At 70.7% G+C, this 25105-nt stretch carries 19 protein-coding genes; 14 read left to right on the forward strand and 5 right to left on the reverse strand.

The genetic code is table 11. From position 1 onward, the window contains the following. Nucleotides 1–7 precede the first annotated feature (7 nt). The 10 genes from ilvD (at nucleotide 8) to leuB (ending at nucleotide 11733) form a co-directional block, all read left to right on the forward strand. On the forward strand, nucleotides 8–1741 hold the full coding sequence (gene ilvD, locus DX914_RS18055) for a dihydroxy-acid dehydratase (RefSeq protein ID WP_115861411.1): 1734 nt from the start codon (nucleotides 8–10) through the stop codon (nucleotides 1739–1741). A 49-nt stretch (nucleotides 1742–1790) separates the two neighbouring features. Then, a complete protein-coding gene (gene ilvC / locus DX914_RS18060) occupies nucleotides 1791–2822 on the forward strand; it encodes a ketol-acid reductoisomerase (protein WP_115861414.1) in 1032 nt (343 codons plus the stop codon). Then, nucleotides 2822–4576 carry an acetolactate synthase 2 catalytic subunit gene (gene ilvG / locus DX914_RS18065; protein ID WP_115861416.1) on the forward strand — a complete coding sequence of 585 codons (1755 nt, stop codon included), beginning with the start codon at nucleotides 2822–2824 and terminating at the stop codon, nucleotides 4574–4576. Before ilvC ends, ilvG begins: the two co-directional genes overlap by 1 nt. Continuing rightward, the gene (locus tag DX914_RS18070) at nucleotides 4560–4796 is read left to right on the forward strand and encodes an ACT domain-containing protein (RefSeq protein ID WP_115861418.1); all 237 of its coding nucleotides are present in this window, start codon (nucleotides 4560–4562) and stop codon (nucleotides 4794–4796) included. Before ilvG ends, DX914_RS18070 begins: the two co-directional genes overlap by 17 nt. Continuing rightward, the gene (locus DX914_RS18075) at nucleotides 4787–5764 is read left to right on the forward strand and encodes an aminotransferase class IV (RefSeq protein ID WP_115861420.1); all 978 of its coding nucleotides are present in this window, start codon (nucleotides 4787–4789) and stop codon (nucleotides 5762–5764) included. Before DX914_RS18070 ends, DX914_RS18075 begins: the two co-directional genes overlap by 10 nt. Before the next feature lie 2 nt (nucleotides 5765–5766). Beyond that, nucleotides 5767–6915, forward strand: a complete 1149-nt coding sequence (locus DX914_RS18080) for a threonine dehydratase (protein ID WP_115861422.1) — start codon at nucleotides 5767–5769, stop codon at nucleotides 6913–6915. Further along, nucleotides 6912–8513: a 2-isopropylmalate synthase gene (locus tag DX914_RS18085; RefSeq protein ID WP_115861424.1), complete on the forward strand. Its 1602-nt coding sequence runs from the start codon at nucleotides 6912–6914 to the stop codon at nucleotides 8511–8513. Before DX914_RS18080 ends, DX914_RS18085 begins: the two co-directional genes overlap by 4 nt. A 136-nt stretch (nucleotides 8514–8649) precedes the next feature. Further along, a complete protein-coding gene (gene leuC / locus DX914_RS18090; protein WP_115861426.1) occupies nucleotides 8650–10074 on the forward strand; it encodes a 3-isopropylmalate dehydratase large subunit in 1425 nt (474 codons plus the stop codon). Next, nucleotides 10074–10655 carry a 3-isopropylmalate dehydratase small subunit gene (gene leuD / locus DX914_RS18095; RefSeq protein WP_115861428.1) on the forward strand — a complete coding sequence of 194 codons (582 nt, stop codon included), beginning with the start codon at nucleotides 10074–10076 and terminating at the stop codon, nucleotides 10653–10655. Before leuC ends, leuD begins: the two co-directional genes overlap by 1 nt. Beyond that, complete coding sequence (gene leuB / locus DX914_RS18100; RefSeq protein WP_115861430.1) at nucleotides 10645–11733, forward strand: 3-isopropylmalate dehydrogenase; 1089 nt, start codon at nucleotides 10645–10647, stop codon at nucleotides 11731–11733. Before leuD ends, leuB begins: the two co-directional genes overlap by 11 nt. A gap of 614 nt (nucleotides 11734–12347) precedes the next feature. Here the strand turns inward: leuB and DX914_RS18105 are convergent. Beyond that, on the reverse strand, nucleotides 12348–15506 hold the full coding sequence (locus tag DX914_RS18105; RefSeq protein WP_115861432.1) for an efflux RND transporter permease subunit: 3159 nt from the start codon (nucleotides 15504–15506) through the stop codon (nucleotides 12348–12350). A gap of 329 nt (nucleotides 15507–15835) precedes the next feature. Then, entirely contained in the window at nucleotides 15836–16951 is a 1116-nt protein-coding gene (locus tag DX914_RS18110; protein WP_115861434.1) for an efflux RND transporter periplasmic adaptor subunit, read from the reverse strand. A gap of 77 nt (nucleotides 16952–17028) precedes the next feature. Here DX914_RS18110 and DX914_RS18115 point away from each other — a divergent pair, with 77 nt between their 5' ends. The 3 genes from DX914_RS18115 (at nucleotide 17029) to DX914_RS18125 (ending at nucleotide 19966) form a co-directional block, all read left to right on the forward strand. Beyond that, nucleotides 17029–17694, forward strand: a complete 666-nt coding sequence (locus DX914_RS18115; protein WP_115861436.1) for a TetR/AcrR family transcriptional regulator — start codon at nucleotides 17029–17031, stop codon at nucleotides 17692–17694. A gap of 184 nt (nucleotides 17695–17878) precedes the next feature. Then, nucleotides 17879–18535: a protein-L-isoaspartate O-methyltransferase family protein gene (locus DX914_RS18120; RefSeq protein WP_115861438.1), complete on the forward strand. Its 657-nt coding sequence runs from the start codon at nucleotides 17879–17881 to the stop codon at nucleotides 18533–18535. A 21-nt stretch (nucleotides 18536–18556) separates the two neighbouring features. Continuing rightward, nucleotides 18557–19966 (forward strand): TolC family outer membrane protein, encoded by a 1410-nt coding sequence (locus tag DX914_RS18125; RefSeq protein ID WP_115861440.1) that lies wholly within the window; start codon nucleotides 18557–18559, stop codon nucleotides 19964–19966. 249 nt (nucleotides 19967–20215) lie between these two features. Here the strand turns inward: DX914_RS18125 and waaA are convergent, their stop codons facing one another. Continuing rightward, a complete protein-coding gene (gene waaA / locus DX914_RS18130) occupies nucleotides 20216–21511 on the reverse strand; it encodes a lipid IV(A) 3-deoxy-D-manno-octulosonic acid transferase (RefSeq protein ID WP_115861442.1) in 1296 nt (431 codons plus the stop codon). 112 nt (nucleotides 21512–21623) lie between these two features. Between waaA and lpxL the strand changes: the two genes are divergently transcribed. Continuing rightward, nucleotides 21624–22550, forward strand: a complete 927-nt coding sequence (lpxL, locus tag DX914_RS18135) for an LpxL/LpxP family Kdo(2)-lipid IV(A) lauroyl/palmitoleoyl acyltransferase (protein ID WP_115861444.1) — start codon at nucleotides 21624–21626, stop codon at nucleotides 22548–22550. 52 nt (nucleotides 22551–22602) lie between these two features. On the opposite strand, the gene DX914_RS18140 is transcribed toward lpxL, so the two are convergent. Beyond that, nucleotides 22603–23856 (reverse strand): O-antigen ligase family protein, encoded by a 1254-nt coding sequence (locus DX914_RS18140; protein WP_231118334.1) that lies wholly within the window; start codon nucleotides 23854–23856, stop codon nucleotides 22603–22605. A gap of 115 nt (nucleotides 23857–23971) precedes the next feature. Next, a complete protein-coding gene (locus tag DX914_RS18145; RefSeq protein WP_115861448.1) occupies nucleotides 23972–25093 on the reverse strand; it encodes a glycosyltransferase in 1122 nt (373 codons plus the stop codon). Between the last annotated feature and the right edge of the window lie 12 nt (nucleotides 25094–25105).

Genomic DNA, 25105 nt, shown 5'->3' on the forward strand with positions numbered 1-25105 from the left:
GCAGCTCGTGAGAAGCAACGCCATCAAGTCAGGCCCGGCCCGAGCCCCCGCGCGCGCGATGCTGCGCGCCACCGGCCTGGACGACGCGGCCATCGCCCGGCCGCTGGTCGCCGTGGTCCACACCTGGTCCGACGTTTCGCCCTGCAACATCACCCTGCGCGATCTGGCCCAGCACGTGCGCCGCGGCGTGTCCGACAACGGCGGCACGCCGATCGAGTTCAACACCATCGCCGTCACCGACGGCATCGCCATGGGCAGCGACGGCATGCGCGCCTCGCTGGCCTCGCGCGAGACCATCGCCGATTCGATCGAACTGGCGGTGTCCGGCCATTGCCTGGACGCGATGGTGCTGCTGGTGGGCTGCGACAAGACCATCCCCGCCGCGGCGATGGCGGCCGCGCGGCTGGATATCCCTACCGTCGTCCTGTACGGCGGCACCATCATGCCGGGTCACTGCCCGTCCAAGCGCGGCAGCGGCGAGGACAAACCGCTGACGGTGCAGGACGTGTTCGAGGCCGTCGGCGCGCATTCGGCCGGCCGCATCGACGACGCCGAGCTGCACCGCATCGAGTCCCACGCCTGCCCCGGCGCCGGCGCCTGCGGCGGCCAGTTCACCGCCAACACCATGGCCATGGTGCTGACCTTCCTGGGCCTGTCGCCGCTGGGTTTGAACGACATCCCCGCGATCCACGCCGACAAGCCCGAGGCTGCGCACCACTGCGGCGAGCTGGTGATGCAGCAATTGCGCAAGGGCGGCCCCACGCCGCGCACGCTGCTGACCCTGCCGTCGCTGCGCAATGCCGCGCGTGCGGTGTCGGCCACCGCCGGATCGACCAACGCCGCGCTGCACCTGTTGGCGATCGCGCACGAGGCCGGCGTGGCCTTCGACCTGGAGGAATTCGAAGCCGCGGCCAGTACGCCGGTGATCGCCGACCTGAAACCGGGCGGGCGCTACACCGCCGCGGAAATGTTCGAGTTCGGCGGTGCGGCGCTGGTGGCGCGCGAACTGCGACAGGCCGGTCTGATCGAGGACATCCCCACGGTCACCGGCCTGTCCTTTTTCCACGAGCTGGATCAGGCCTGCATGGCCGACGGGCAGGACGTGGTTCGCCCGATCGCCGATCCGATCAAGCCGCGCGGCGGCTATTCCATCGTCTACGGCAACCTGGCGCCGGAGGGCTGCATCCTCAAGCTCGCCGGTCACGGTCGCGAGCATTTCTCCGGCCCGGCGCGCGTGTTCGATTCCGAAGAAGCGGCCTTCGCCGCGGTGCAGGCGCGGCAGATCCGTGCCGGCGACGTGGTCGCGATCCGCTTCGAAGGCCCCACCGGCGGCCCGGGCATGCGCGAAATGCTGGCCGTCACCGCCGCGCTGGTGGGCCAGGGCCTGGGCAACGACGTGGCCCTGATCACCGACGGCCGCTTCAGCGGCGCGACCCACGGCTTCATGGTCGGCCACATCGCGCCGGAAGCCGCGCACGGCGGTCCGATCGCGCGCCTGCGCGAAGGCGACATCGTCAGCATCGACGTGGCCACCCGCAGCCTGAGCGTGGCCGCCGACCTGGACGCGCGCGAACCGGCGCGGATCGAACCGCGCGTGACCACCGGCGTGCTGGCCAAGTACGCGCGCAGCGTCGGCTCGGCCTCGCGCGGCGCGGTCACCGCGCCCGGCCCCTTGCAAGCCCCCGCGCCCAAGCGCATCGCCGCGGCGCTGATCGAACCCGCAGTCCCCGAACCCGCCTGACCGCTAGCTCCTAACTCCCTACCAACCCCCTTCTACCCAGAGACCCGTCATGACCAGCACCGCTTCCCGCCCCAAGATCGCCATCGTCGGCTACGGCAGCCAGGGCCGCGCGCACGCGCTCAACCTGCGCGACTCCGGCTTCGACGTCACCGTAGGCCTGCGCCCCGGCGGTCCCACCGAACTCAAGGCCAAGGCCGACGGCTTCACCGTCCAGACCCCGGCCGAGGCGGTGGCCGCGGCCGATCTGGTCGCGGTGCTCACGCCGGACATGGTTCAGCCGCAGCTCTATCGCGAGGTCATCGAGCCCAACATCCGCGCCGGCGCCTGCCTGCTGTTCGCGCACGGCTTCAACGTGCACTACGGCCAGATCGCGCCGCGCGCGGATCTGGACTTGGTGCTGGTGGCGCCCAAGGGTCCGGGCGCGCTGGTGCGCCGCGAATACGAGATCGGCCGCGGCGTGCCCAGCGTCTATGCCGTACATCAGGACACCAGCGGCCGCGCCGAAGAGTTCGCGCTGACCTATTGCGCCGGCATCGGCGGCGCGCGCCAGAACGCGATCCGGACCACGTTCAAGGAAGAGACCGAGACCGACCTGTTCGGCGAGCAGGCCGTGCTCTGCGGCGGCGCGACCAAGCTGGTCCAGGCCGGCTGGGAAACCCTGGTCGAGGCCGGCTACCAGCCCGAGGTCGCCTATTACGAATGCCTGCACGAACTGAAGCTGATCGTGGACCTGTTCTACGAAGGCGGCGTGACCCGCATGCACGAGTTCATCAGCGAGACCGCGCAGTACGGCGCGCTGACCCGCGGCCCCTACGTGGTCGACGAGGACACCCGCGCGCAGATGCGCCGCGTGCTCAAGGAAATCCAGGACGGCACCTTCGCCCGCCAGTGGATCGCCGAGTACGCCGCCGGCAACGCCAATTACAAGGCGCTCAAGCAGGCCGACCTGGATCACCCGATCGAGGCGGTGGGCAAGAAGCTGCGCGCGAACATGAAGTGGCTGGATACGGCGCCCAAGGCGCAGCCGGCCGCACCCGCTCCCGCCGCCACCCGCGGCGAACGACAGGAAGAGGCTGCGTGATGAACGGTGCCCGCTGGCTGGCGCAAGCGCTGGCCGCAGAAGGCGTGGACACGCTGTTCGGTTATCCGGGCGGCACGATCATGCCTTTCTACGACGCCCTGCACGGGTCGGACCTCAAGCATGTGCTGGTCCGCCACGAGCAAGGCGCCGCTTTCGCTGCCAACGGCTATGCCCGTGCCAGCGGGCGAGTCGGCGTATGCGTGGCCACCTCCGGCCCCGGCGCATCCAACCTGGTCACCGGCATCGCCGACGCGATGCTGGACTCGGTGCCGATGGTCGCCATCACCGGCCAGGTCCCGACCGGGCTGATGGGCACCGATGCGTTCCAGGAACTGGACGTGTTCGGCATGACCCTGCCCATCGTCAAGCACAGCTTCCTGGCGCGCAGCGTGGACGAGCTGCCGCGCATGGTCGGCGAGGCCTTCCGCCTGGCGCGTTCGGGCCGGCCCGGCCCGGTGCTGATCGATCTGCCCAAGGACGTGCAGAACGCCGACGCCTCGCATCTGCCCGCGCACGCGCCGCTGCCGACCGACCCGGTGCCGGCCGCGCCCGACGCCTCCTACCACGAGGCCGCGGCACTGATCGCGCACGCACGCAAGCCGCTGGTCTACGGCGGCGGCGGCATCGCCCTGGGCGACGCCGTGGACGCGTTCCGCGCCTTCGTCGAAGGCAGCCAGATCCCGGCCGTGCTGACGCTGAAAGGCCTGGGCGCGCTGCCGGCCGATCACCTGTTGAACCTGGGCATGCTGGGCATGCACGGCAACCGCGCCGCCAACATGTCGGTGCAGGAATGCGATCTGCTGATCGTGGTCGGCGCGCGCTTCGACGACCGCGCCACCGGCAAGCTGGCCGAGTTCGCGCCGAACGCGCGCGTGGTCCATCTGGACCTGGACCCGGCCGAGATCGGCAAGCTGCGCGCGGTGGACGCGGCCGTGAACGGCGACCTGCGCCGCTCGCTGGACGCGCTGACCCCGGCCTGCACCGCGCAGACCCAGGCGCGCAACGGCGGCGCGCGCCGTACCTGGCGCGACATCTGCCTGCAGCGCAAGCGCGATTGCGCGCCGCGCTACGACGCGCCCGGCGAAACCGTGTACGCGCCGGCGCTGCTCAAGCGCCTGTCGGAACTGGCGCCCAAGGCGGTGGTCGCATGCGACGTGGGCCAACACCAGATGTGGGTGGCCCAGCACTGGCGCTTCGACGATCCGCGCAAGCACCTGACCAGCGGCGCGCTGGGCGCCATGGGTTTCGGCCTGCCGGCCGCGATCGGCGCGCAGCTGCAGGACCCGGCCGCGCAAGTGATCTGCGTCAGCGGCGACGGCTCGTTCCTGATGAACGTGCAGGAGCTGGCCACGGCCGCGCGCTACCGCCTGCCGGTGAAGATCGTGCTGCTCGACAACCAGGCCCTGGGCATGGTGCGGCAGTGGCAGGAGCTGTTCTTCGAGCGCCGCTATTCCGAGATCGATCTGTCCGACAACCCGGACTTCTGCGCGATCGCCGCGGCCTTCGGCGTGGCCGCGTTCCATGTCGAACGCGCCGACGCGGTCGAGGACGCGCTGGCCGCGATGCTGGCCTGCGAGGGCCCGGCGCTGCTGCACGTGGCCATCGACCAGCAGGCCAACGTCTGGCCGCTGGTGCCGCCCAACAGCAACAACGCGCAAATGCTGGACCCCGAAGCCGACGCCGCGGCGACCGCCGCCGCCCCCTCTCCCACCCCCGCCAACGACAAGGAGGATGCCCATGCGATACCAGCTTGAACTGACCCTGCGCCAGGCCGAGGGCGCGCTGGCTCGCGTACTGGGCGCCGCCGAACGGCGCGGTTTCCGTCCCCTGTCGGTGGACGGCGAAGCGCAACCCGATGGCGATCGCTGGCACCTGCGCATGACGGTGGAAGGCGAGCGCGCCGACAGCGCGCTGCAGAGCCAGCTGGCCAAGCTCTACGACTGTTTGGCGGTGGAGGTGTCCCCATGTACTTGAATGCCGAAACCCTGGAAGCGCCGCCGGCCGCGCAAGCCCGCGGCGCCGCCGACGCGGCCGCGCGTGCGGCGCGCGCGCCGCGCGAGCGCTATCCGCAACCGCGCGAGCAGCCGCTGATCTGGTTCGATGGCGAGTTCATCGCCGGCGACGCACCGGAAGCCCCGCTGACCACCCACGCCATGCATTACGGCACCGCCGTGTTCGAGGGCATCCGCAGCTATGCCACCGCCGACGGCGGCGCGGCGGTGTTCCGCCTGCGCGAACACATGGAGCGCATGCGCAAGGGTGCGGACATGTTCGGCATCGACTTCGACGTCGACCGCGCCAGCCGCGCCACCCTCGCCACGCTGCGCGCCAACGGCCATCGCGACGCCTACATCCGTCCGCTGACCTGGATGGGCACCGGCACGATCGGCCTGGACGTGGACCCGCTGAGCCAGCACCTGATGATCGCCACCCTGGCCAAAGTGGTGCACCTGGGCGGCGCGCGCACGCGTCTGACCGTGTCGCCGTGGAAGCGCAACCCGGCGACTTCGCTGCCCGCGCTGAAGCTGTCCGGCGCCTACGTCAATTCCATCCTGGCCAAGCGCGAAGCCAAGCAGCGCGGTTTCGACGAGGCGCTGTTCACCGACGACAAGGGGTACGTGGTCGAGTGCACCGGCGCCAATGTGTTCATGGTCAAGAACGGCGTGGTCACCTCGGTCGACCATCGCGACGCGCTGCCGGGCATCACCCGCGACACCATGATCGCGCTGTCCGGCGCCAGTTCGCGCGAGGTCACCCTGCACGAGCTGCTGGACGCCGACGAGGTCTTCGTCTGCGGCACCGCCGCCGAGGCCACCGCGATCGCGGTGCTGGACCGCCGCGAGTTCGGCGACAACCCGGTCACCCGCGAGCTGTCGGCGCTGTACGCGCGCGTGGTCCGCGGCGAGGAGCCGGGCTACGCGCACTGGCTGACGGCGGTCTAGGCATGGATGGCGACGTAGCCCGCGCCGCGCACGTGAGCGCCGCCGACCTGCTGGCGGCGCAGGCGCGGCTGCGTCGTTACCTGCCGCCCACGCCGCTGCACCACGCCGAACGTTTCGGCTGCTGGCTGAAGCTGGAGAACCTGCAGCGCACCGGTTCCTACAAGGTGCGCGGCGCGTTGAATGCGCTGCTGGCCGGGCGCGAGCGCGGCGACCACCGCCCGGTGATCGCCGCCTCCGCCGGCAACCATGCGCAGGGCCTGGCCTGGGCCGCCTACCGCCTGGGCGTCAACGCGATCACGGTGATGCCGCGCGGCGCGCCGCAGACCAAGATCGCCGGCGTCGCCCATTGGGGCGCGACCGTGCGCCTGCACGGCGACAGTTACGACGAAGCCAAGGCTTTCGCCTGCGAGCTGGCGCAGCAGCACGACTACCGCTTGCTGTCGGCCTTCGACGATGCCGACGTGATCGCCGGCCAGGGCACCGTCGGCCTGGAGCTGGCCACGTTCGCGCCGGACGTGGTGGTGGTGCCGATCGGCGGCGGCGGCCTGGCCGCCGGCGTGGCCCTGGCGCTGAAATCCGAACTGCTGACGGGCACGCCTGCGTCGCGGCGCGTGCGCGTAATCGGCGCCCAGGTCGAAGGCGTGGACTCGATGGCGCGCGCGCTGCGCGGCGACCGCCGCGCGATCGAGCCGGCCGCGACCCTGGCCGACGGCGTGCGGGTCAAGGACCCCGGCCGCCTGACCCAGCGCGTGCTGGAAAAGTTGCTGGACGACGTGGTGATCGTGCGCGAGGCCGAACTGCGCGAAACCCTGGTGCGGCTGGCCTTGGAAGAACACGTGATCGCCGAGGGCGCCGGCGCGCTGGCGCTGGCCGCCGGCCGGCGCATCGCCGCCAAGCGCAAGTGCGCGGTGGTGTCGGGCGGCAATGTGGATGCCGGCGTATTGGCGCAGCTGCTGTCGGACGTGCGCCCGCGCGCGCCGCGCCGTCCGCGCCGCCGCAGCCGCGAGGCGCCCGCACGCGCGGCCGCCGGCGAGGGCGACATCTACCGGCTGGCCCGACTTAGTCGCGGGCCGGCGTCCGACCCGCGCCCGGCCCATCGCCTTGCCGCCACTCACCCGCATTCCGATCTGACCGAGGACTTACCCGCATGAACCCGCCCGCACCGGACGTACCGGACGTAGCCGCCGAAGCACGAACGCCGACCCACCACGTCGCGATTTTCGACACCAGCCTGCGCGACGGCGAACAGTCGCCAGGCTGCAGCATGACCGCCAGCCAGAAGCTGCGCTTCGCCCACGCCCTGGCCGAACTGGGCGTGGACACCATCGAGGCTGGTTTTCCGGCCAGTTCCGGCGCCGAAATCGACGCGACCCGCGCGATCGCCCGTGAAGTGCGCGGCTCCACCCTGGCCGCGCTGGCGCGCTGCCACAGCGGCGACATCGAAGCCTGCGCGCAAGCGCTGGACGGCGCCGCGCGGCCGCGCATCCATGTGTTCATCTCCACCAGCCCGCTGCATCGCGAACACAAGCTGGGCCTGAGCCGCGAGCAGGTGCTGGAGCGCGCGGTCATGGGCGTGGAACTGGCGCGCCGCTACGTCGACGACGTCGAGTTCTCGGCCGAGGACGCGCTGCGCACCGAACCCGAATTCCTGGCCCAGGTCTGCAGCGCCGCACTGGCCGCCGGCGCGCGCACCCTGAACATTCCCGACACCGTCGGCTACACCACGCCCAGCGAGATCCGCGCGCTGTTCGAGTACCTGCGCGGCCACGTGGTCGGTGCCGAGCGCGCGATCTTCAGCGCGCACTGCCACAACGACCTGGGCCTGGCCGTGGCCAACAGCCTGGCGGCGATCGAGGGCGGTGCGCGCCAGGTCGAGTGCACCATCAACGGCATCGGCGAACGCGCCGGCAACTGCGCGATGGAAGAACTGGTCATGGCCCTGCGCGTGCGCGGCGCCTACTACAACGCCCACACCCGTATCGACGCGCGCCGACTGGTGCCGACCTCGCGCCTGCTCTCGCGCATCACCGGCATGGCCGTGCAGCGCAATAAGGCCATCGTCGGCCAGAACGCGTTCGCGCACGAGTCCGGCATCCATCAGCACGGCATGCTCAAGCACCGCGGCACCTACGAGATCATGAATCCCGAGGACGTGGGCTGGTCACAGTCGCAGATGGTGCTGGGCCGCCACAGCGGCCGCGCCGCGCTGGCCGACCGCCTGCAGACGCTGGGCTTCGTGGTCGACGAGGCGCGCCTGAATGCGGTGTTCGCCAGCTTCAAGTCGCTGGCCGAGAAGAAGCGCGAAGTCTTCGACGCCGACCTGGAAGCGCTGGTGCTCGGCGCCGACGCGCGTGCCGCGCGCGGTCACCGCCTGACCCGCGCGCACGTCAGCACCGGTGTGGCCAGCGACAGCCTGCCCACCGCCAGCGTGCAACTGGTCGACCCCGACGGCGCGGCGATCAGCGAAGCCGCGGTCGGCGACGGCCCGGTGCACGCGCTGTTCGCCGCGCTGGCGCGCGCCACCGGCGTGCAACTGCAGGTGGAGAGCTACCACGTGTCCAGCGTGACCACCGGCGACGACGCCCAGGGCCAAGCCAGCGTGACCGCGCGCGTGGACGGCGTGGAACTAACCGGCTCGGGCACCAGCACCGACATCCTCGAGGCCAGCGCGCTGGCCTGGCTGGACGTGGCCAACCGCGTGCTGCGCACGCAACAGCAACCCAGGCCCATGGCGGTCGCCATGGCTTGAATTCCAACGCCGCTCCGTATCGTCGTCCCCGCGCAGGCGGGGACCCAGGGCTACACCGAGGCATGACTCTGAAGTCTCCGGATTCCCGCCTACGCGGGAATGACGGCCGAATCTCCGCCATCACCGCCTATCCGCCATGACCGCACCCAAAACCCTGTTCGACAAACTGTGGGACGCGCACCTGGTCGCGCCCGAGAGCGAGGCCGTACCGGCCGTGCTCTACATCGACCTGCACCTGATCCACGAGGTCACCTCGCCGCAGGCCTTCGCCGAACTCGACGCGCGCGGCATCGCCCCGCGCCGGCCCGAGCGGACCAAGGGCACGCTGGACCATTCCACCCCGACCCTGCCGCGCGACGAAGACGGCCGCCTGCCCTACACCACCGCCGAAGCCGAAAACCAGGTCGACACCCTGCGCCGCAACTGCGCTCGCCACGGCGTGGAGCTGTTCGATTACGACAGCCCGCACCGCGGCATCGTCCACGTGATCGGCCCGGAGCTGGGCCTGACCCAGCCCGGCATGACCATCGTCTGCGGCGACAGCCACACCGCCACCCACGGCGCTTTCGGCGCGCTGGCCTTCGGCATCGGCACCAGCGAGGTCGGCCATGTCTTGGCCACCCAATGCCTGCTGCAGCGCAAGCCGCGCACCCTGGCCATCACCATCGACGGCGAACTCGCTCCCGGCGTGGGCGCCAAGGACCTGATCCTGCACGTGATCGGCCGCATCGGCGTCAACGGCGGCACCGGCCACGTGATCGAGTACCGCGGCTCCACCGTGCGCGGCCTGTCCATGGACGAGCGCATGACCGTGTGCAACATGTCGATCGAAGCCGGCGCGCGCGCCGGCCTGATCGCGCCCGACGAAGTCACCTACGCCTATCTGGCCGGGCGCCCGCGCGCGCCGCAGGGCGCCGAGTTCGAGGCCGCGGTCGCGCGCTGGCGCGAACTGCGCAGCGACGAAGGCGCGCGCTTCGATCGCGAAGTGCATATCGACGCCGCCGATATCCGCCCCACCCTGACCTGGGGCACGCATCCGGGCCAGGTCACGGCAGTGGACGATGTCCTGCCGCAAGCCAGCGACGCCGACGACGCCAAGGCCCTGGCCTACATGGGCCTGAGCGGCGGCGCGCCGCTAACCGGCGCGCCGGTGGACGTGGTGTTCGTGGGCAGCTGCACCAACTCGCGCCTGAGCGATCTGCGCGAGGCCGCGCGCGTGCTCAGGGGCCGCCGCGTGCACCCCCGCGTGCGCATGCTGGTGGTGCCGGGTTCGGAGCAGGTCAAGCGCGAGGCCGAGGCCGAAGGCATCGACCGCATCGTGCGCGCGGCCGGCGCCGAGTGGCGCGAGCCGGGCTGCTCGATGTGCATCGCCATGAACGGCGACCTGGTTGGCCCCGGCCAGCTGGCCGTGTCGACCAGCAACCGCAACTTCGAAGGCCGCCAGGGCAAGGGCGCGCGCACCCTGCTGGCCTCGCCGCTGACCGCGGCCGCCTGCGCGGTGGCCGGCGAGGTCACCGACCCGCGCGCCTATCTGGACGCCATCGCCACGGAGGCCGCGTGATGAGCGCTTTCGCTACCCTGACCTCGCGCACCGTGGTGCTGCGCGAACGCAACATCGACACCGACCAGATCATCCCGGCGCGCTACCTGACCACCACCGAGCGCCGCGGCCTGGGCCGCTACGCGTTCAACGACTGGCGCACCTTGGCCGACGGCAGCCCCAATCCGGAATTCCCGTTCAACCGCGCCGAGAACATGGGCGCGCGCATCCTGGTGGCCGGGCGCAACTTCGGCTGCGGCTCCTCGCGCGAGCACGCGCCCTGGGCATTGACCGACCTGGGCCTGCGCGCGGTGATCAGCACCGAGATCGCCGACATCTTCCGCAGCAACGCGCTCAAGAACGGCCTGCTGCCGATCGTGCTGGACGCCGACATCGTCGACGAGCTGCTGGAACGTCCCGGCATCGAACTGAGCATCGACGTGGCCAGCCGCAGCGTGACCCTGCCCGACGGCAGGCGCGTGCAGTTCCCGCTGGACGCCTTCGCCCAGACCTGCCTGCTCGAAGGCGTGGACCAGCTCGGCTACCTGCTCAAGCAAACCCCTGCCATCCAACGTTACGAGGAATCCGCTCATGCACGCTGAGATCGTCGTTCTGCCGGGCGACGGCATCGGCCCGGAAGTCACCGCCGCCGCGGTCGAGGTGTTGCGCGCGGTCGCGCGCCGCTACCACCACCGCTTCACCCTGCACGAGCACCTGATCGGCGGCGCCGCCATCGACGCCACCGGCGAGGCGCTGCCCGAGGCCACCCTGGCCGCCTGCCGCCGCGCCGACGCGGTGCTGCTGGGCGCGGTCGGCGGGCCGAAGTGGTCCGACCCCAAGGCGCCGGTGCGGCCCGAGCAGGGCCTACTGGCGCTGCGCAAGGGCCTGGGCCTGTACGCCAACCTGCGCCCGGTACAACCGCACGCGGCCACCCTGGGCGCTTCGCCGATCAAGCCGCACCTGCTGGCCGGCGTGGACCTGCTGGTCGTGCGCGAGCTCACCGGCGGCATCTACTTCGGCGACAAGCAGCGCAGCGCCGACCGCGCCAGCGATCTGTGCGAGTACAGCGTGGCCGAGATCGAGCGCGTGGTGCGCCGGGCCTGCGCGCTGGCGCGCGGCCGCCGCGGCCAGGTGGTGTCGGTGGACAAGGCCAACGTGTTGGAGACCTCGCGGTTGTGGCGCGAAACGGCCACGCGGGTGGCGCGTGAAGAATTTCCGGACGTCACCCTGGAACACCAACTGGTGGACTCGATGGCGATGCACCTGATCGCCAAGCCGCGCGCGTTCGACGTGATCGTGACCGAGAACATGTTCGGCGACATCCTCACCGACGAAGCCTCGATGCTGGCCGGGTCCCTGGGTCTGTTGCCGTCGGCGTCGCTGGGCGAAGGCAAGGTGGGGCTGTACGAGCCGATCCACGGTTCGGCCCCGGACATCGCCGGACGCGGCATCGCCAATCCCTGCGGCACCATTCTCAGCGCGGCGCTGCTGCTGCGGCATTCGCTGGGTCTGGCGGATGAAGCGGCCTGCGTGGAGCAGGCGGTGGCGGGGGCTTTGGAGCGTGGCGTGTTGAGCGCGGATCTGGCGCCGGAGGGACGCGCGGCTACCACGGCAGAAGTGACCGCGGCGGTGCTCGCCCAGCTGGAGTTGCCCTGCCAGGTGGCGGAACTGCGCGACTGACGGCGGCGCCGCGGCCGCCCTGCTCCGGTGTAGGAGCTGCGTGAGCTGCGACCGCGAACCTGCAGCTACGTCGAAAGCCACGCCCGCTCCATGTAGGAGCTGCGCAAGCTGCGACCGCGAATCCATCGTTACGACCAAGCCCTCGGTCGGCGCGGGGTCTGCTCTGGCGCCTTGGGGGTAGGAGCGGCGTGAGCCGCGATCCGCTCCGAACTCGCGAAGGTGTGTGTGGTGTGTTGGTTAAAGCAACAGCAAAAGCTTCCGTCCGCAAGCGGCCGGGTCACTTTCTTTTGATAAGCGTCAAAAGAAAGTAACCAAAGAAAAACGCTGCCCCAGAGCTCCCTTGCGAGATTGGAGCGGGCGCGGGGATTTTTCGATGGCACATCCCTGTGCCAGCGAAAAACGGCGCACCTCCTGTGCGCCGCCCTCCGGGTCTTCTATTGGACGGCGAGTTCGGTGCCCGAGCGAGGATCAAAGGCATTCGCTGCGCTCACCCCCTCACCCTAACCCTCTCCCGCAAGCGGGAGAGGGGATTCATTCGACGCCGCTTGCTGCTTTAGCCCCTCTCCCGTTTACGGGAGAGGGGTTGGGGTGAGGGCCGCTCTTAAGTCAACGCCTCAAGCCCGCTCCGGCGCCTTCACCCGGAACCACGCCGCATACAACGCCGGCAGGAACAGCAGCGTCAGCAGCGTCGCCACCAGCAGGCCGCCCATGATCGCCACCGCCATCGGCCCGAAGAAGGCGCTGCGCGAGAGCGGGATCATCGCCAGGATCGCGGCCAGTGCGGTCAGCACGATGGGTCGGAAGCGGCGCACCGTGGCCTCGACGATCGCGCGCCAGGGCTCGTGGCCGTCGGCGCGATCCTGTTCGATCTGATCGACCAGGATCACCGAGTTGCGCATGATCATGCCGGCCAGGGCGATGGTGCCGAGCATGGCGACGAAGCCGAACGGCACCCGGAACACCAGCAGGAACAGCGTTACGCCGATCAGGCCCAGGGGCGCGGTCAGCAGCACCATGAAGCTGCGCGAGAAACTGCGCAGCTGCAGCATCAGCAGGGTGAACACCACGAACACGAACAGCGGCATGCCGACCATGATCGAGTTCTGGCCGCGCGCCGAGTCCTCGACGCTGCCGCCCACTTCGATCGAGTAGCCGTAGGGCAGCTGCGCGCGCAGCTGTTCCAGGGTCGGCGAGATCTGCGCGGCCACCGTGGCCGGCTGGGTGCCGTCGTAGATGTCGGCGCGCACGGTCATGGTCGGCTGGCGGTCGCGGTGCCAGATGATGCCCTCCTCGAACGCGTACTCCAGGCTCGCGATCTGGGTCAGCGGCACCGCGCGGCCGTTGGCGGTGGGCACCATCAGGCTGCCCAGCATGCTCAGCTGCAGGCGTTCGTCGTTGGGTCCGCGCAGCAGCATCTCGATCAGCTCGTTGCCTTCCCGGTAGGTGCTGATGTGCGAGCCCGATAGCGAGCTGGACAGGAACTGCGACAACTGGGTCGAGGTAATCCCCAACGCACGCGCGCGCTCCTGATCCACGTGCAGGCGCACGACCTTGTTCGGCTCGTCCCAATCCAGGTTCACGTTGGTCACGTGCGGGTTGGCGCGGATCTGCTCGCGCACCTGATAGGCGATGGCGCGCACCCGGTCGATATGCTCGCCCGACACGCGGAACTGCACCGGGTAGCCCACCGGCGGGCCGTTCTCCAGGCGGGTCACGCGCAGCTGCAGCTCGGGGAAGCGCGGCGCCACGTCCTGGATCACCCATTCGCGCAGGGTCTCGCGCGCTTCCAGGTCCTTGGGCATGAGCACGAACTGGGCGAAGTTGGCCGCCGGCAGCTGCTGGTCCAGCGGCAGGTAGAAGCGCGGCGAACCGGTGCCCACGTAGGCCACGTAGTTGGCCAGGTCCTTGCGCTGCTTGAGCAGGGCCTCCAGGCGCTGCGCCTGTTCGGTGGTCTGGCGCAGCGAGCTGCCTTCGGCCAGTTCCATGTCCACCATCAGCTCCGGGCGCACCGAGTCGGGGAAGAACTGCTGCGGCACGAAGCGGAACATGAACACCGACAGGAAGAACGCGGCCACGGTGATCGCGATCACCAGCCAGCGCCGGCGCACGCACCAGGTCACCCATCCACGGAAGCGGGTGTAGAACTTGGTCTCGTAGGGGTCGTGGTCGTGGCCGTCGTGCGGGGCCGGGGCGATGAAGTCCGAGAGCTTGGGATAACGCTGCGCCCAGCGCGCGCGCTGCGCATGCCAGCGCGCGGCCAGCGAGCCGGGCTTGAGCGCGGCGGCGTGGCCATGGTCGGGCAGCAGGCGGTCGCCCAGATAGGGAATGAAGGCGACCGCGGCGATCCACGACACCAGCAGGGCGATGGTCACCACTTCGAACAGCGAACGCGTGTACTCGCCGGTGCTGGAAGCGGCGGTGGCGATGGGCAGGAAGCCGGCGGCGGTGATCAGGGTGCCGGTGAGCATGGGGAAGGCGGTGGTGTCCCAGGCGAACGCGGCCGCGCGCAGGCGGTCGAAGCCCTGTTCCATCTTGATCGCCATCATCTCCACCGCGATGATCGCGTCGTCCACCAGCAGACCCAGCGCCAGCACCAGCGCGCCCAGCGAAATCTTGTGCAGGCCCACGCCGAAGAACTGCATGGCGGCGAAGGTCATCGCCAGCACCAGCGGGATCGACAGCGCCACCACCAGGCCGGTGCGCCAGCCCAGCGAGAAGAAGCTCACCAGCAGCACGATGGCCACGGCCTCGGCCAGCACGCGCACGAACTCGCCCACCGACTCTTCCACCGCGGCCGGCTGGTCGGCGACCTTGCGCAGCTCCATGCCCGCCGGCAAGGTCTTCTGCAGACGCGCGAACTCGGTCTCCAGGGTCTTGCCCAGCTTGAGGATGTCGCCGCCTTCCTTCATCGCCACGCCGATGCCGATGGCGTCCTCGCCCATGAAGCGCATGCGCGGCGCCGGCGGGTCGGAGAAGCCGCGGCGCACCTGCGCCACGTCGCCCAGGCGGAAGGTGCGGTCGCCGACGCGGATCGGGAAGTCGCGGATCTGCTCGACGGTCTTGAACTGGCCGTCCACGCGCAGCGGCACGCGGGTGCTGCCGGTTTCGAAGAAGCCCGCGGTGGCCAGCGCGTTCTGCTGGTTCAGCGCCTCGCCCACCGCGCTGGCGGGGATGCCCAGGGTGGCCAGCTTCACGTTCGACAGCTCGACCCAGATCTTCTCGTCCTGCACGCCGAACAGCTCGATCTTGCCCACGTCCTGCTGGCTCTGCAGCGCCAGTTGCACGCGCTCGGCGTAGTCCTTGAGCACGGCGTAGTCGTAGCCCTTGCCGGTGATGGCGTAGATGTTGCCGAAGGTGTCGCCGAATTCGTCGTTGAAGAACGGGCCGATCACGTCGTTAGGCAAGGTCGGGCGGATGTCGCCGACCTTCTTGCGCACCTGGTACCACAGCGGCTGGATGTCCTTGGAGCGCATCGAATCGCGCGCGGCGAAGATCACCTGCGATTCGCCGGCGCGCGAATAGGAGCGGATGAACTCGTACTGGCCGGTCTCCATCAGCTTCTTTTCGATGCGCTCGGTGACCTGCCGCGACACCTCCTCCGCGGTGGCGCCAGGCCACATGGTGCGGATCACCATCACCTTGAAGGTGAACGCCGGGTCCTCGCTGCGGCCCAGGCGCAGGTAGGAGAAGGTGCCGGCGATGGCCATGACCAGCATGGCGTAGACGATCAGGCTGCGATGGCGCAGCGCCCATTCGGAAAGGTTGAAGCGCATGTGGGGTGGCTCAACTAGGCGGCTTTAAAGCCCGGCTGCCGTGTTCGGCGCGGGGAGGAGGTGCGGGGCGGAAGTGCGGGCAAGTGCGGTGGTGGCGCGGTAAGCGGGTGTCGCGTGCCCCCATCCCATCCCCCGCAAGCGGGGGAAAAGCCCCTCTCCCGCTTGCGGGAGAGGGGTTGGGGTGAGGGCAGGTGCGGTGGTGGCGCGGTAGGCGGGTGGCGCGTGCCCCCATCTCATCCCTTCCCCCGCAAGCGGGGGAAGGGCGTAGGTGCCGTGCGGGAGTCGCTTCGGGCGCCGCGCGGGGGAATGGGTGCCGGCCACGTCGGCTATTACAGTTTTATGGGGCGGTTATCGCGGTCCACCGGCGCCACCTTCTCGCCGGCGCGCAGCAGGTGGCCACCTGCGGCCACGACCCAGTCGCCGGCATTCAGGCCGGTCTTCACCGGCACGCGGTCCTCGCCGTAGGCGCCGACCTGCACCGGCTGCAGCTTCAGGGTCGAGGTCTTGGCGTCGATCACGAACACCGCGGTGCGTTCGCCGCTGCGCTGCAGCGCCGACAGCGGCACGCTCAAGCCGGCGGCGCCGTTGGTGACGCTGCCGTCGGTCGCGGTGTACACGCGCGCGCTCTGACCCAATTCCAACGTGCCTTCGGGCGCCTCCACCGCGACGCGCGCGGCGTAGGTGCGCGAGGCCGGATCGGCGGCTGGTGCGATCTCGCGCACCTGGCCCGGCCAGCGCTGACCGGGGCTGGACCACAGTTCCACCATCACCGGCTGGCCGGCCTTGAAGCCGGCGATCGCGCCCTCGGGAATGGCGAAGGCGATCTCGCGCACGCCGTCGGCGGCCAGGCCGAACACCTGCTGGCCGGCGCCGACCACCTGCCCGGCTTCGGCGCTGCGGGTGGCGATCACGCCGGCACGCGGCGCGCGCAGCTGGGTGTATCCGGCCTGGTTGCGGGCCACGTCCAGGTTGGCGCGGGCGGCGTTGACCTGGCCCAGCGCGGCCTTGGCCGCGGCGTTCTGCGCGTCCAGCAGCGAGCGGCTGATCAATTGGTCCTTCGCCAGGCGCGCGTAACGCTCCTGGTCGGCTCGGGCGCGGCCGTACTCGGCCTCGGCCGCGGCCAGCTGGGCCTGGGCGGCGCGCGACTGCGCCTGCAGATCGCCCGGGTCCAGCACCGCCAGCAGGTCGCCGGCCTGGACGTGGGCGCCGACGTCGACCCGGCGCTCGACCAGGTTGCCGCCTACGCGGAACGACAGCGGACTTTCCTGGCGCGCGCGCACTTCGCCGGCGAAGGCGGTGACGCCGGCCGCAGCCTGGCCGGGCCGGGTCACCAGCACCGGACGCGGCGCGTCGGGGGCCTCCGGACCGCGACTGCAGGCCGCCAGGGCCAGGCTCAGGACGGCGGCGGACAGCGCCCGTCCGGGGGCAAGGGTGCGACTGCGCATTGCGGGCGACCTCGGGGTTTAATTAATGTACTGCCAGTACTGTATATTTATCGAACCCGGTAGTCTAGTATTCCCGCATGACCGCACCACGCAAAACCGCCGCCCCCGCCGACGAGGCCCCCAAGCCCGCCGGACCCGGCCGCCCCAAGGACCTGAGCAAGCGCGCGGCGATCCTGGAAGCCGCCACCCGGATGTTCATCCGTCTGGGCTACGACGCCACCTCCATGGATCAGATCGCGGCCGAGGCCGGGGTCTCCAAGCTCACCGTCTACAGCCATTTCGGCGACAAGGAAGCGCTGTTCCTGGCCGCGGTGAAGGCCCATTGCGAGCGCTTCCTGCCCACCCTGCTGTTCGAACCCTCGCCGGAAACCCCGCTACGCGAGCGCCTGCTGGCCATCGCCGAGGCCTTCTGGACCATGCTCAGCTCGCCCGAGGCGGTGCAGGGCCACCGCATGCTGTGCTCGCCGCAGCTGGCCGGCACCCCACTGGCGCAGATGTTCTGGGAGGTGGGCCCGCAGCGCACCCACGACGACTTCGCCGCCCTGCTGCGCCGCCGCGTCCAGGCCGGCGAACTGGCGATCGAGGACGTGGACCGCGCCGCCGGCCAGTTCTTCGCCCTGCTCGAAGGCGAGCCCTACGAGCGCCTGGTGTACGGCTGCGGCGAGACCAGTCCGGAGGAGGCGCGGGCGCACACGACCAGCTCGGTCGACCTGTTCCTGCGCGCTTATGCGTCCCAACGATAGAACCCCGGGCCGCGAGCATGCTCAATGACGACAGTCTTGGTGACTTCCGGCACTCAGTACGCCGTACGCCCAACCGCCATCCTTTATCCACCGGCCACCGCGCCAGGCCGGTAGAATTAGAGGTTGCGGCCCGCGCCCAGGCGCCGGCCGCGCCTACGATTCCAGAGCGCGAGACCCCCAATTCATGACTACGATCGATTACGCCAAAGCACGCGAACTGATGGTCGAACAGCAAGTTCGGCCCTGGGACGTGCTCGACCCGCGCGTGCTCGACGTGCTGGCGGCGCTGCCGCGCGAGGCCTTCATGCCCGCCGCGCACCGCAGCCTGGCCTACGCCGACCTGGCCCTGCCGCTGGGCCACGGCGAGTTCACCCTCAAGCCCGTGCTGGAAGGCCGCAGCCTGCATTCGCTGGCGCTGGAGCCCACCGACGACGTGCTCGAGATCGGCACCGGCAGCGGCTACCTGACCGCCTGCCTGGGCCGCCTGACCCGCGAAGTGACCAGCCTGGAGATCCACCCCGAGCTGGCCCAGGCCGCGCGCGCGCGCCTGTCCGAGCAGTCGGTGGACAACGCCCAGGTGCTGGTGGCCGACGCGCTGACCTGGCGCAACGAGCGCCGCTACAGCGCGATCTGCGTGACCGGCGCGGTCGCCGAAATTCCCGCTCATTTCTACGACTGGCTGCAGCCGGGCGGACGCATGTTCGTCGTCCACGGCCGCTCGCCGGCGATGGAAGCGGTGCTGGTGCGCAACGAAGTCAACGCTCGCCGCATCCAATCGTTGTTCGAAACCGACCTCCCCTATCTCGTCGGCGCGGCGCCCGTGCCCGTCTTCGAGTTCTGAACGCAACGCCAAGGAAGCCGCATGATCCGCCGCCCACTCGTTCTCGCCCTCGCTTTCGTTCTGCTGCCGGCCGTCGCTTCGGCGGAAGACCTGCTGCAGACCTACGAGCTGGCCCGTAACGGCGACCCGCAACTGTCCGCCGCCGAGTCCAGCCGTCTGGCCACCAAGGAAGGCGCGGTGCAGGCGCGTGCCGCGCTGCTGCCCACGCTGACCGGCTCGGCCACGCTGAGCAAGAGCCGCACGACCGCGCCCAGCTTCGTCGACAACAGCGACCCGACCAATCCGGTCGAAGTGCCGGGCAACCTGACCACCGAGACCACCTCGCGCAGCTACGGCGTGGACCTGCGGCAGATGATCTTCGACCGCAGCCGCTTCACCACGCTCAAGAGCCGCAACGCGCTCAGCCAGGCCAGCGACTTCAGCCTGGAATCGGCCGGCGACTCGCTGATCACCCGCACCTCGGCCGCCTACTTCAACGTGCTGGTGCAGTTGGAGACCCTGGCCGCCGCCGAGGCCGCCGAGACCGCGCTGCAGAAGCAGTTCGACTACGCCTCCAAGCGTTTGGAAGTGGGCCTGGCGCCGATAACCGACGTGCACGAGGCCCGCGCCCAGTACGACAGCGCGCGCGCCAACACCATCCTGGTGCGCAACGCGGTCGAGGACGCCTACCAGGCGCTGGGCGAAATCACCGGCCAGCCGATCCGCAACCTCAAGGGCCTGCCGGACGACTTCAAGCCGGCGCTGCCGGAAGTGCAGAGCGCCGAGACCTGGGTGCAGACCGCGATCGACAACAACCCCTCGCTGCGCGCCAAGCAGTACCAGGTGCAGTCGGCCGAGGCGGACGTGGAAACCGCGCGTTCGGGCCACTGGCCGACCCTGTACCTGACCGGCGGCTACGACAAGAGCAAGAACTGGACCGACCGCACCTTCGGCGGCAACACCTTCGAGAGCGATAGCGAAGGCCGCGGCCCCAACCTGGGCATCACCCTGTCGGTGCCGATCTTCGCCGGCGGCGCGACCCAGTCGGGCGTGCGCCAGGCCCTGGCCCAGCGCGACGTGGCCAGCGACGAGCTGGAGCAGCAGAAGCGCGCCCTGGTGCGCAACGCGCGCAACGCCTACCAGACCCTGGTGGCCGGCGTGAGCGAAGTCGAGGCCCGCCGCCTGGCGCTGGTGTCGGCGCGCAGCGCCTACGAGGCCTCGCAGGTCGGCCTGGAAGTGGGCACCCGCACCGTGCTGGACGTGTTGATCAACCAGCAGAACCTGTTCACCGCGCAGCAGGCCTATGCGCAGGCCAAGTACAACTACCTGCAGAACCGCCTGCTGCTGGAACAGGCCGCCGGCACCCTGGACGTGTCGGACGTGCAGGACATCAACCGCCTGCTGACCTCCGAACCGGCGGCCAAGTTCGAGCCTTCGGGCGGTCAGAACTGAGCGGCGCAAGCGTCTTGGGCAACACCCGAAACCGCCGGCCCTGCCGGCGGTTTTGTTTTGTGCGGGCGGCTGGCGCCTAAGAACTGTGGGAGCGGCGTAAGCCGCGATTTACTCCACACCGGGAGGATGCAGCGAGTGCGCGGCTAATCGCGGCTTACGCCGCTCCCACACCGGCTGCTGGAATCCCAACCCCGTCATTCCGGCGAAAGCCGGAACCCCTCTTGATCCTGCTCTCGTGAGATCCGCGCGCTAAGCCTGCGGCGGCAGCACCGGCTGCAACAGGGCGATGGTCTTGGCCAGCGCGCCGCGGCCCAGTTCGACCAGGTCGCGGCCGGCGGCGACCATGGTCGCGCGCTGGCGCGGGTCGGCCAGCAGGCGTTCCAGTTCCACCTGCACCGCGTCGGCGTCGGCGCCGATGCGCAGCGCGCCGGCGGCCTCCAGACGCTGCGCGATCTCGACGAAGTTGTGCAGGTGCGGGCCGGTGACGATGGGCGTGCCGGTGGCCGCCGGTTCCAGCAGGTTGTGCCCGCCGATCGCCTGCAGGCTGCCGCCGACGAAGGCCACGTCGGCGCCGGCGTAGAAGCACATCAGCTCGCCCAGGGTGTCGATCACGAACACGTCGTCGCCCAGCTGCGGCCAGCGCGTGCGCGAACGCGTGGACACGGTCCAGCCGGCCGCGCGCGCCGATTCGGCGACCACGCGGAAACGCTCGGGGTGGCGCGGCGCCCACAGCAGCAGCAGGTCGGGGAAGCGCTGGCGCAGGCGGCGGTGAATCGAGATCACCGCGGCCTCTTCGTCCTCGTGGGTGCTGGCGGCGATCCACACCGGCCGCGCGCCGATGTGGCGGCGGCATTCCACCGCGAACGCATCCAGCGCCTCGGGCACGTTGACGTCGAACTTGAGGTTGCCGGTTTCCACCACCTGCTCCGGACTCGCGCCCAGTCGCACGAAGCGCTGGCCGTCGGCGTGCGATTGCGCGGCGATCGTGCGCACGGTCCGCAGCGCGCGCGCGACCAGGGGCGCGAGCACGCGGTAGCCGCGCAGCGAACGTTCCGACAGCCGCGCGTTGACGATGTAGGTGGGTATGCCGCGGTCGCGGCAGCCGAACAGCAGGCTGGGCCAGAGTTCGGTTTCCATGATCAGCCCGGCGCAGGGCCGGTGGTGCTGGAGAAAACGCGAGACCGCACCGGGCAGGTCGTAGGGCAGGTAGACGTGTTCGACGCTGTCGCCCCAGGCCGCGCGCGCGCGGTCGGAGCCGGTCGGGGTGATCGTGGTCACCAGCAATCGCAGGTCCGGGCGGCCGCGGCGCAGCGCGTTGACCAGCGGGATGGCGGCGTTGACCTCGCCCACCGAGACCGCGTGCAGCCACAGGGTGCGGGTGTGCGGGGCGCCGCGGTAGATCGCGTAGCGTTCCAGCCAGCGCTGGAAATAGGCCGGCTGGCGGAAGCCGCGCCAGATCAGGTGATAGACCGTGATCGGCGCCAACAGGTACAGCGCGACCGAATACAGGCCGCGCAACAGGCGCTCGATACCGTCCCTCCGCATGCCCTAAGGATAAGCGCTACGGCCGCGCGCGCAGCGCCGCGGTTTGCGCGAATTCGCGCCCAACGGCCAGGATCGGTCACGATCCGGCGACGGGGCCACTAAACTAGCGGCCATGACCGCAAGCCCGCTGCCCCCTCCCCCGCGCGGCCCCCGCCATTGGCCGATGTGGCTGGCCCTGGCCGGCATGTGCCTGGGCGCACGCCTGCCCTGGCCGCTGCAGCGCGCGCTAGGCCGGCTGGCGGGCGCGTTCGCGTTCGCCGTGGCCGGCGACCGCCGCCGCGCCGCGCGCATCAATCTGGCGCTGTGCTATCCGGAAAAGAGCGAGGCTGAGCGCGAGGCGCTGCTGCGCGCGAGCTTCCGCGACCTGGGCATCGGTCTGTTCGAATTCGCCCGCGCCTGGTGGGGCACGGTGACGCCGATGCGGCGCACGGTGCGCATCGAAGGCCTGGAACTGCTCGATGCGGTGCGCGCGCAGAACCGCGGCGTGCTGCTGATCTCCGGCCATTTCATGACCCTGGAGCTGTGCGGGCGGCTGATGTGCGATCACCTGCCGCTGGCCGGCATGTACCGCCGCCATCGCAGTCCGGTGTTCGAATGGGCGGTCAAGCGCGGCCGTCTGCGCTACGCCAGCGCCATGTACACCAACGAGGAAATCCGCCCGGCCATGCGCCACCTCAAGCAGGGCGGTTTCCTGTGGTATGCGCCGGACCAGGACATGCGCGGCAAGGACACGGTGTTCGCGCCGTTCTTCGGCGTGCCGGCGGCCACGATCACCGCCACCCACCAGTTCGCCCGCCTCAGCGGCTGCGCGGTGGTGCCGTTCTTCCATCGCCGCGAGGGCGCCGACTACGTGCTGCGCCTGGGCGCGCCGCTGCCGGACTTCCCCTCCGCCGACGCCACCGCCGACAGCGCGCGGGTCAACACGCAGATCGAGGCGATGGTGCGCGAGGCGCCCAGCCAGTATTTGTGGATCCACCGGCGCTTCAAGCGCCGGCCGGTGGGCGAGACCTCGCCTTACAAGCTGGGGAATAGCGAGTAGGCGTTAGGTGAGCGAGAGCGGCTGCGTTGCGCTTTTCACTATCTTCCAACGCCTAAACTCTATTTTCTGACGGTTGCGCCAGCAGGCTGCCCGCGTACAAGGCCACCAGCAGCAAGGCCACGCCGCCCCAGAAAGTGGAGTAGAAGGCCAGGTGGGTGTTGAGCGGGAACAGGGTGACCACCACGGCGAGCATGGCCGGGCGCGCGCGGTCGCGCGCCTCGTCGTCGGCGAAACGCCAGGCGCGCCAGGCCAGGGCCGCGCCGGCCAGCCACATCAGCAGGCCGAAGCCGCCGGTTTCGCTGAGCACTTCCAGCACCACCTGGTGCGCGTGCAGGGCCGGGCCGTAGCCCCAGGCGGCCTGCTGGCCCGGCGCCGGATCGCAGGCCGGGAAGGCTTCGCGGAAACCGCGCGCGCCCACGCCGTTGATCGGATTCTCGCGCGCCATGCACAGCGCCGCGCTCCAGATGCGCGCGCGGCCGGACAGCGCGCTGTCCACGCCCTGCACGTCGGCGCTGCGCACCAGCGCGGTGCGCAGCACGCGCTCGCGCACCTGCGGCGAGATCGCGGCGATGGTGGCCACGGCGATCGCGCCGAACGCGAACACCGCCAGCAGCCGCTTCCAACCCAGCAGGCGCCAACCCGACAACACCAGCACTAGCGCATAGGTGATCCAGGACGCGCGCGAGCCGGCCAGTACCAGCACCAGGCCGACCGCGGCGGCGGCGAGCAGCCAGCCGCCCATGCCGTAGCGCCGGCCTGCGGCGTACAGCGCGAACGGCGACAGGCTGGCCAGCACCTGGCCGAGCTTGAGGTTGCACGGGCCCAGCACGCCGCTGAGGCGATCGACGCCGGCGACTTCCTCCGGGCTGCACATGCGATGGCCACTGAAGTTGAGTTTGACCCCGTCCATCGCCGCGAACAGCGGACTGACGCCGGTCAGAGCCTGCAGCAGCGCATCCACGGTCCAGATGCTCACGATCACCGCCAGGCCGCCGAAGATGGTGCGGCGCCCGTGCGGGTTGGCCACGGCCGACGCGGCGAGCCAAAGGAACGGCAGGTAGCGGATGTCCTCCAGCGCCTTGCGCAGCGCGCGCGGCACGTCGATGGCGTCGAAGGCCGAGACCAGTTCGGGCAGCCAATAGGCGAAGAACAGCACGCTGGTCAGCGCCCAGGCCGGATTGCTCAGCAACTGCCCGCCGCTGCGGAAACGCGAGGCCACCAGGTGGACGATGGCCGCCAGCGCGCCCAGCACCAGCACCGCTTCGGCATAGCCGGGCGCGGGCCATAGCGCCACGTAGGCCAGGATCCAGGCCGGCGCCCAGCGCCAGCCGTGCGCAGCGCGCTGCGCGGGCGGCGGCGGATTGGGGCCGGCTCCGTCGGGACCGGCGCCGTTCGGGTCGGACCAGCGCGGATCGGCGCCGTCAGCGCGGCCGCTGGGGGAATTCGGCGTAGACGCCAAGCGTGGCCTCCTGCATCGCACGCAAGGAATAGTCCATCGTATCCGCTGGCGCCGGCGGATGCGTTAGCAATTCGCGGGCGGACGCGTGCAGGGCGCGCGCGTCGAACGGCGCCACCGCCCCGCCCGGCTGCAGGCGCGCCAGCAACTCGCCCACGCCGCCGTGGTTCCAGCCCAGCACCGGCCGGCCCACGCTCAGCGCTTCGACCACGGTGCGGCCGAAGGCCTCGGGCTTGCGCGAGACCTGCAGCACCAGGTCGCTGGCCGCGTAGGCGCGCGCGATCGCGTCGGTGGGCGCGGTGAAGGCCACCGCCGCGGCGATGCCCAGCGCGGCGGCCTGCGCTTCGAGTTCGGCGATGTAGGTTTCGCGCCCGGCTTCGCGCGCGCCGGGCAGCCACAGGCGCGCGTCCATGCCGTCGCCGCGCAGCGCGGCCAGCAGCGCCAGCGCGTCGGCATGGCCTTTGAGGCGGGTGCCGCGGCCCGGCAGCAACAGCAGCGGGCCGTCGCCGGCCAGGGCCGGATGCGCGGCCGCGGCCCAGGCGCGCGCGTCGCGGTCGGGCGCGGGCGCGCGCGGGAACACGGCCGGGTCGATGCCGCGCGGGATGGTGCGCAGCTGGCCGGGATCAGTCCGCGGATAGTGGCGCAGCACGTAATCGCGCACGGTGTCGGACACGCAGATCACGCGCTCGCCGCGGGTCATCACCGCGCTGTAGCGCGAGGGCGAATTCAGCCCGTGCACGGTGGTGACGAAATGCGGCCGCTGCGCCTGCGGCAGGCCGCGCAGCGCCAGCCGCGCGATCCAGGCCGGCAGGCGCGAACGCGCATGGACGATGTCGGCCTGGCAGTCGGCGAACACGCGGCGCAGTGTGCGCGCATGGCGCAGGGTCAGCGGCGACTTGCGGCCGATGTCCAGCGCGATGTGCTCGGCGCCCAGCGCCAGCAACCGCGGCACCAGGCGGCCGCCCGCGGACACGACCACGGCACGGTGGCCGGCGCGCACCAGCGCGTCGGCGATCTCCAGGGTGGAACGTTCGACGCCGCCGGACTCCAGCGCCGGCAGCAGTTGCACCACGCTCAGCCGGCGCACGCGGGCGGGCCT

This window comes from Lysobacter silvisoli (assembly GCF_003382365.1).
Lineage (GTDB): Bacteria > Pseudomonadota > Gammaproteobacteria > Xanthomonadales > Xanthomonadaceae > Lysobacter > Lysobacter silvisoli.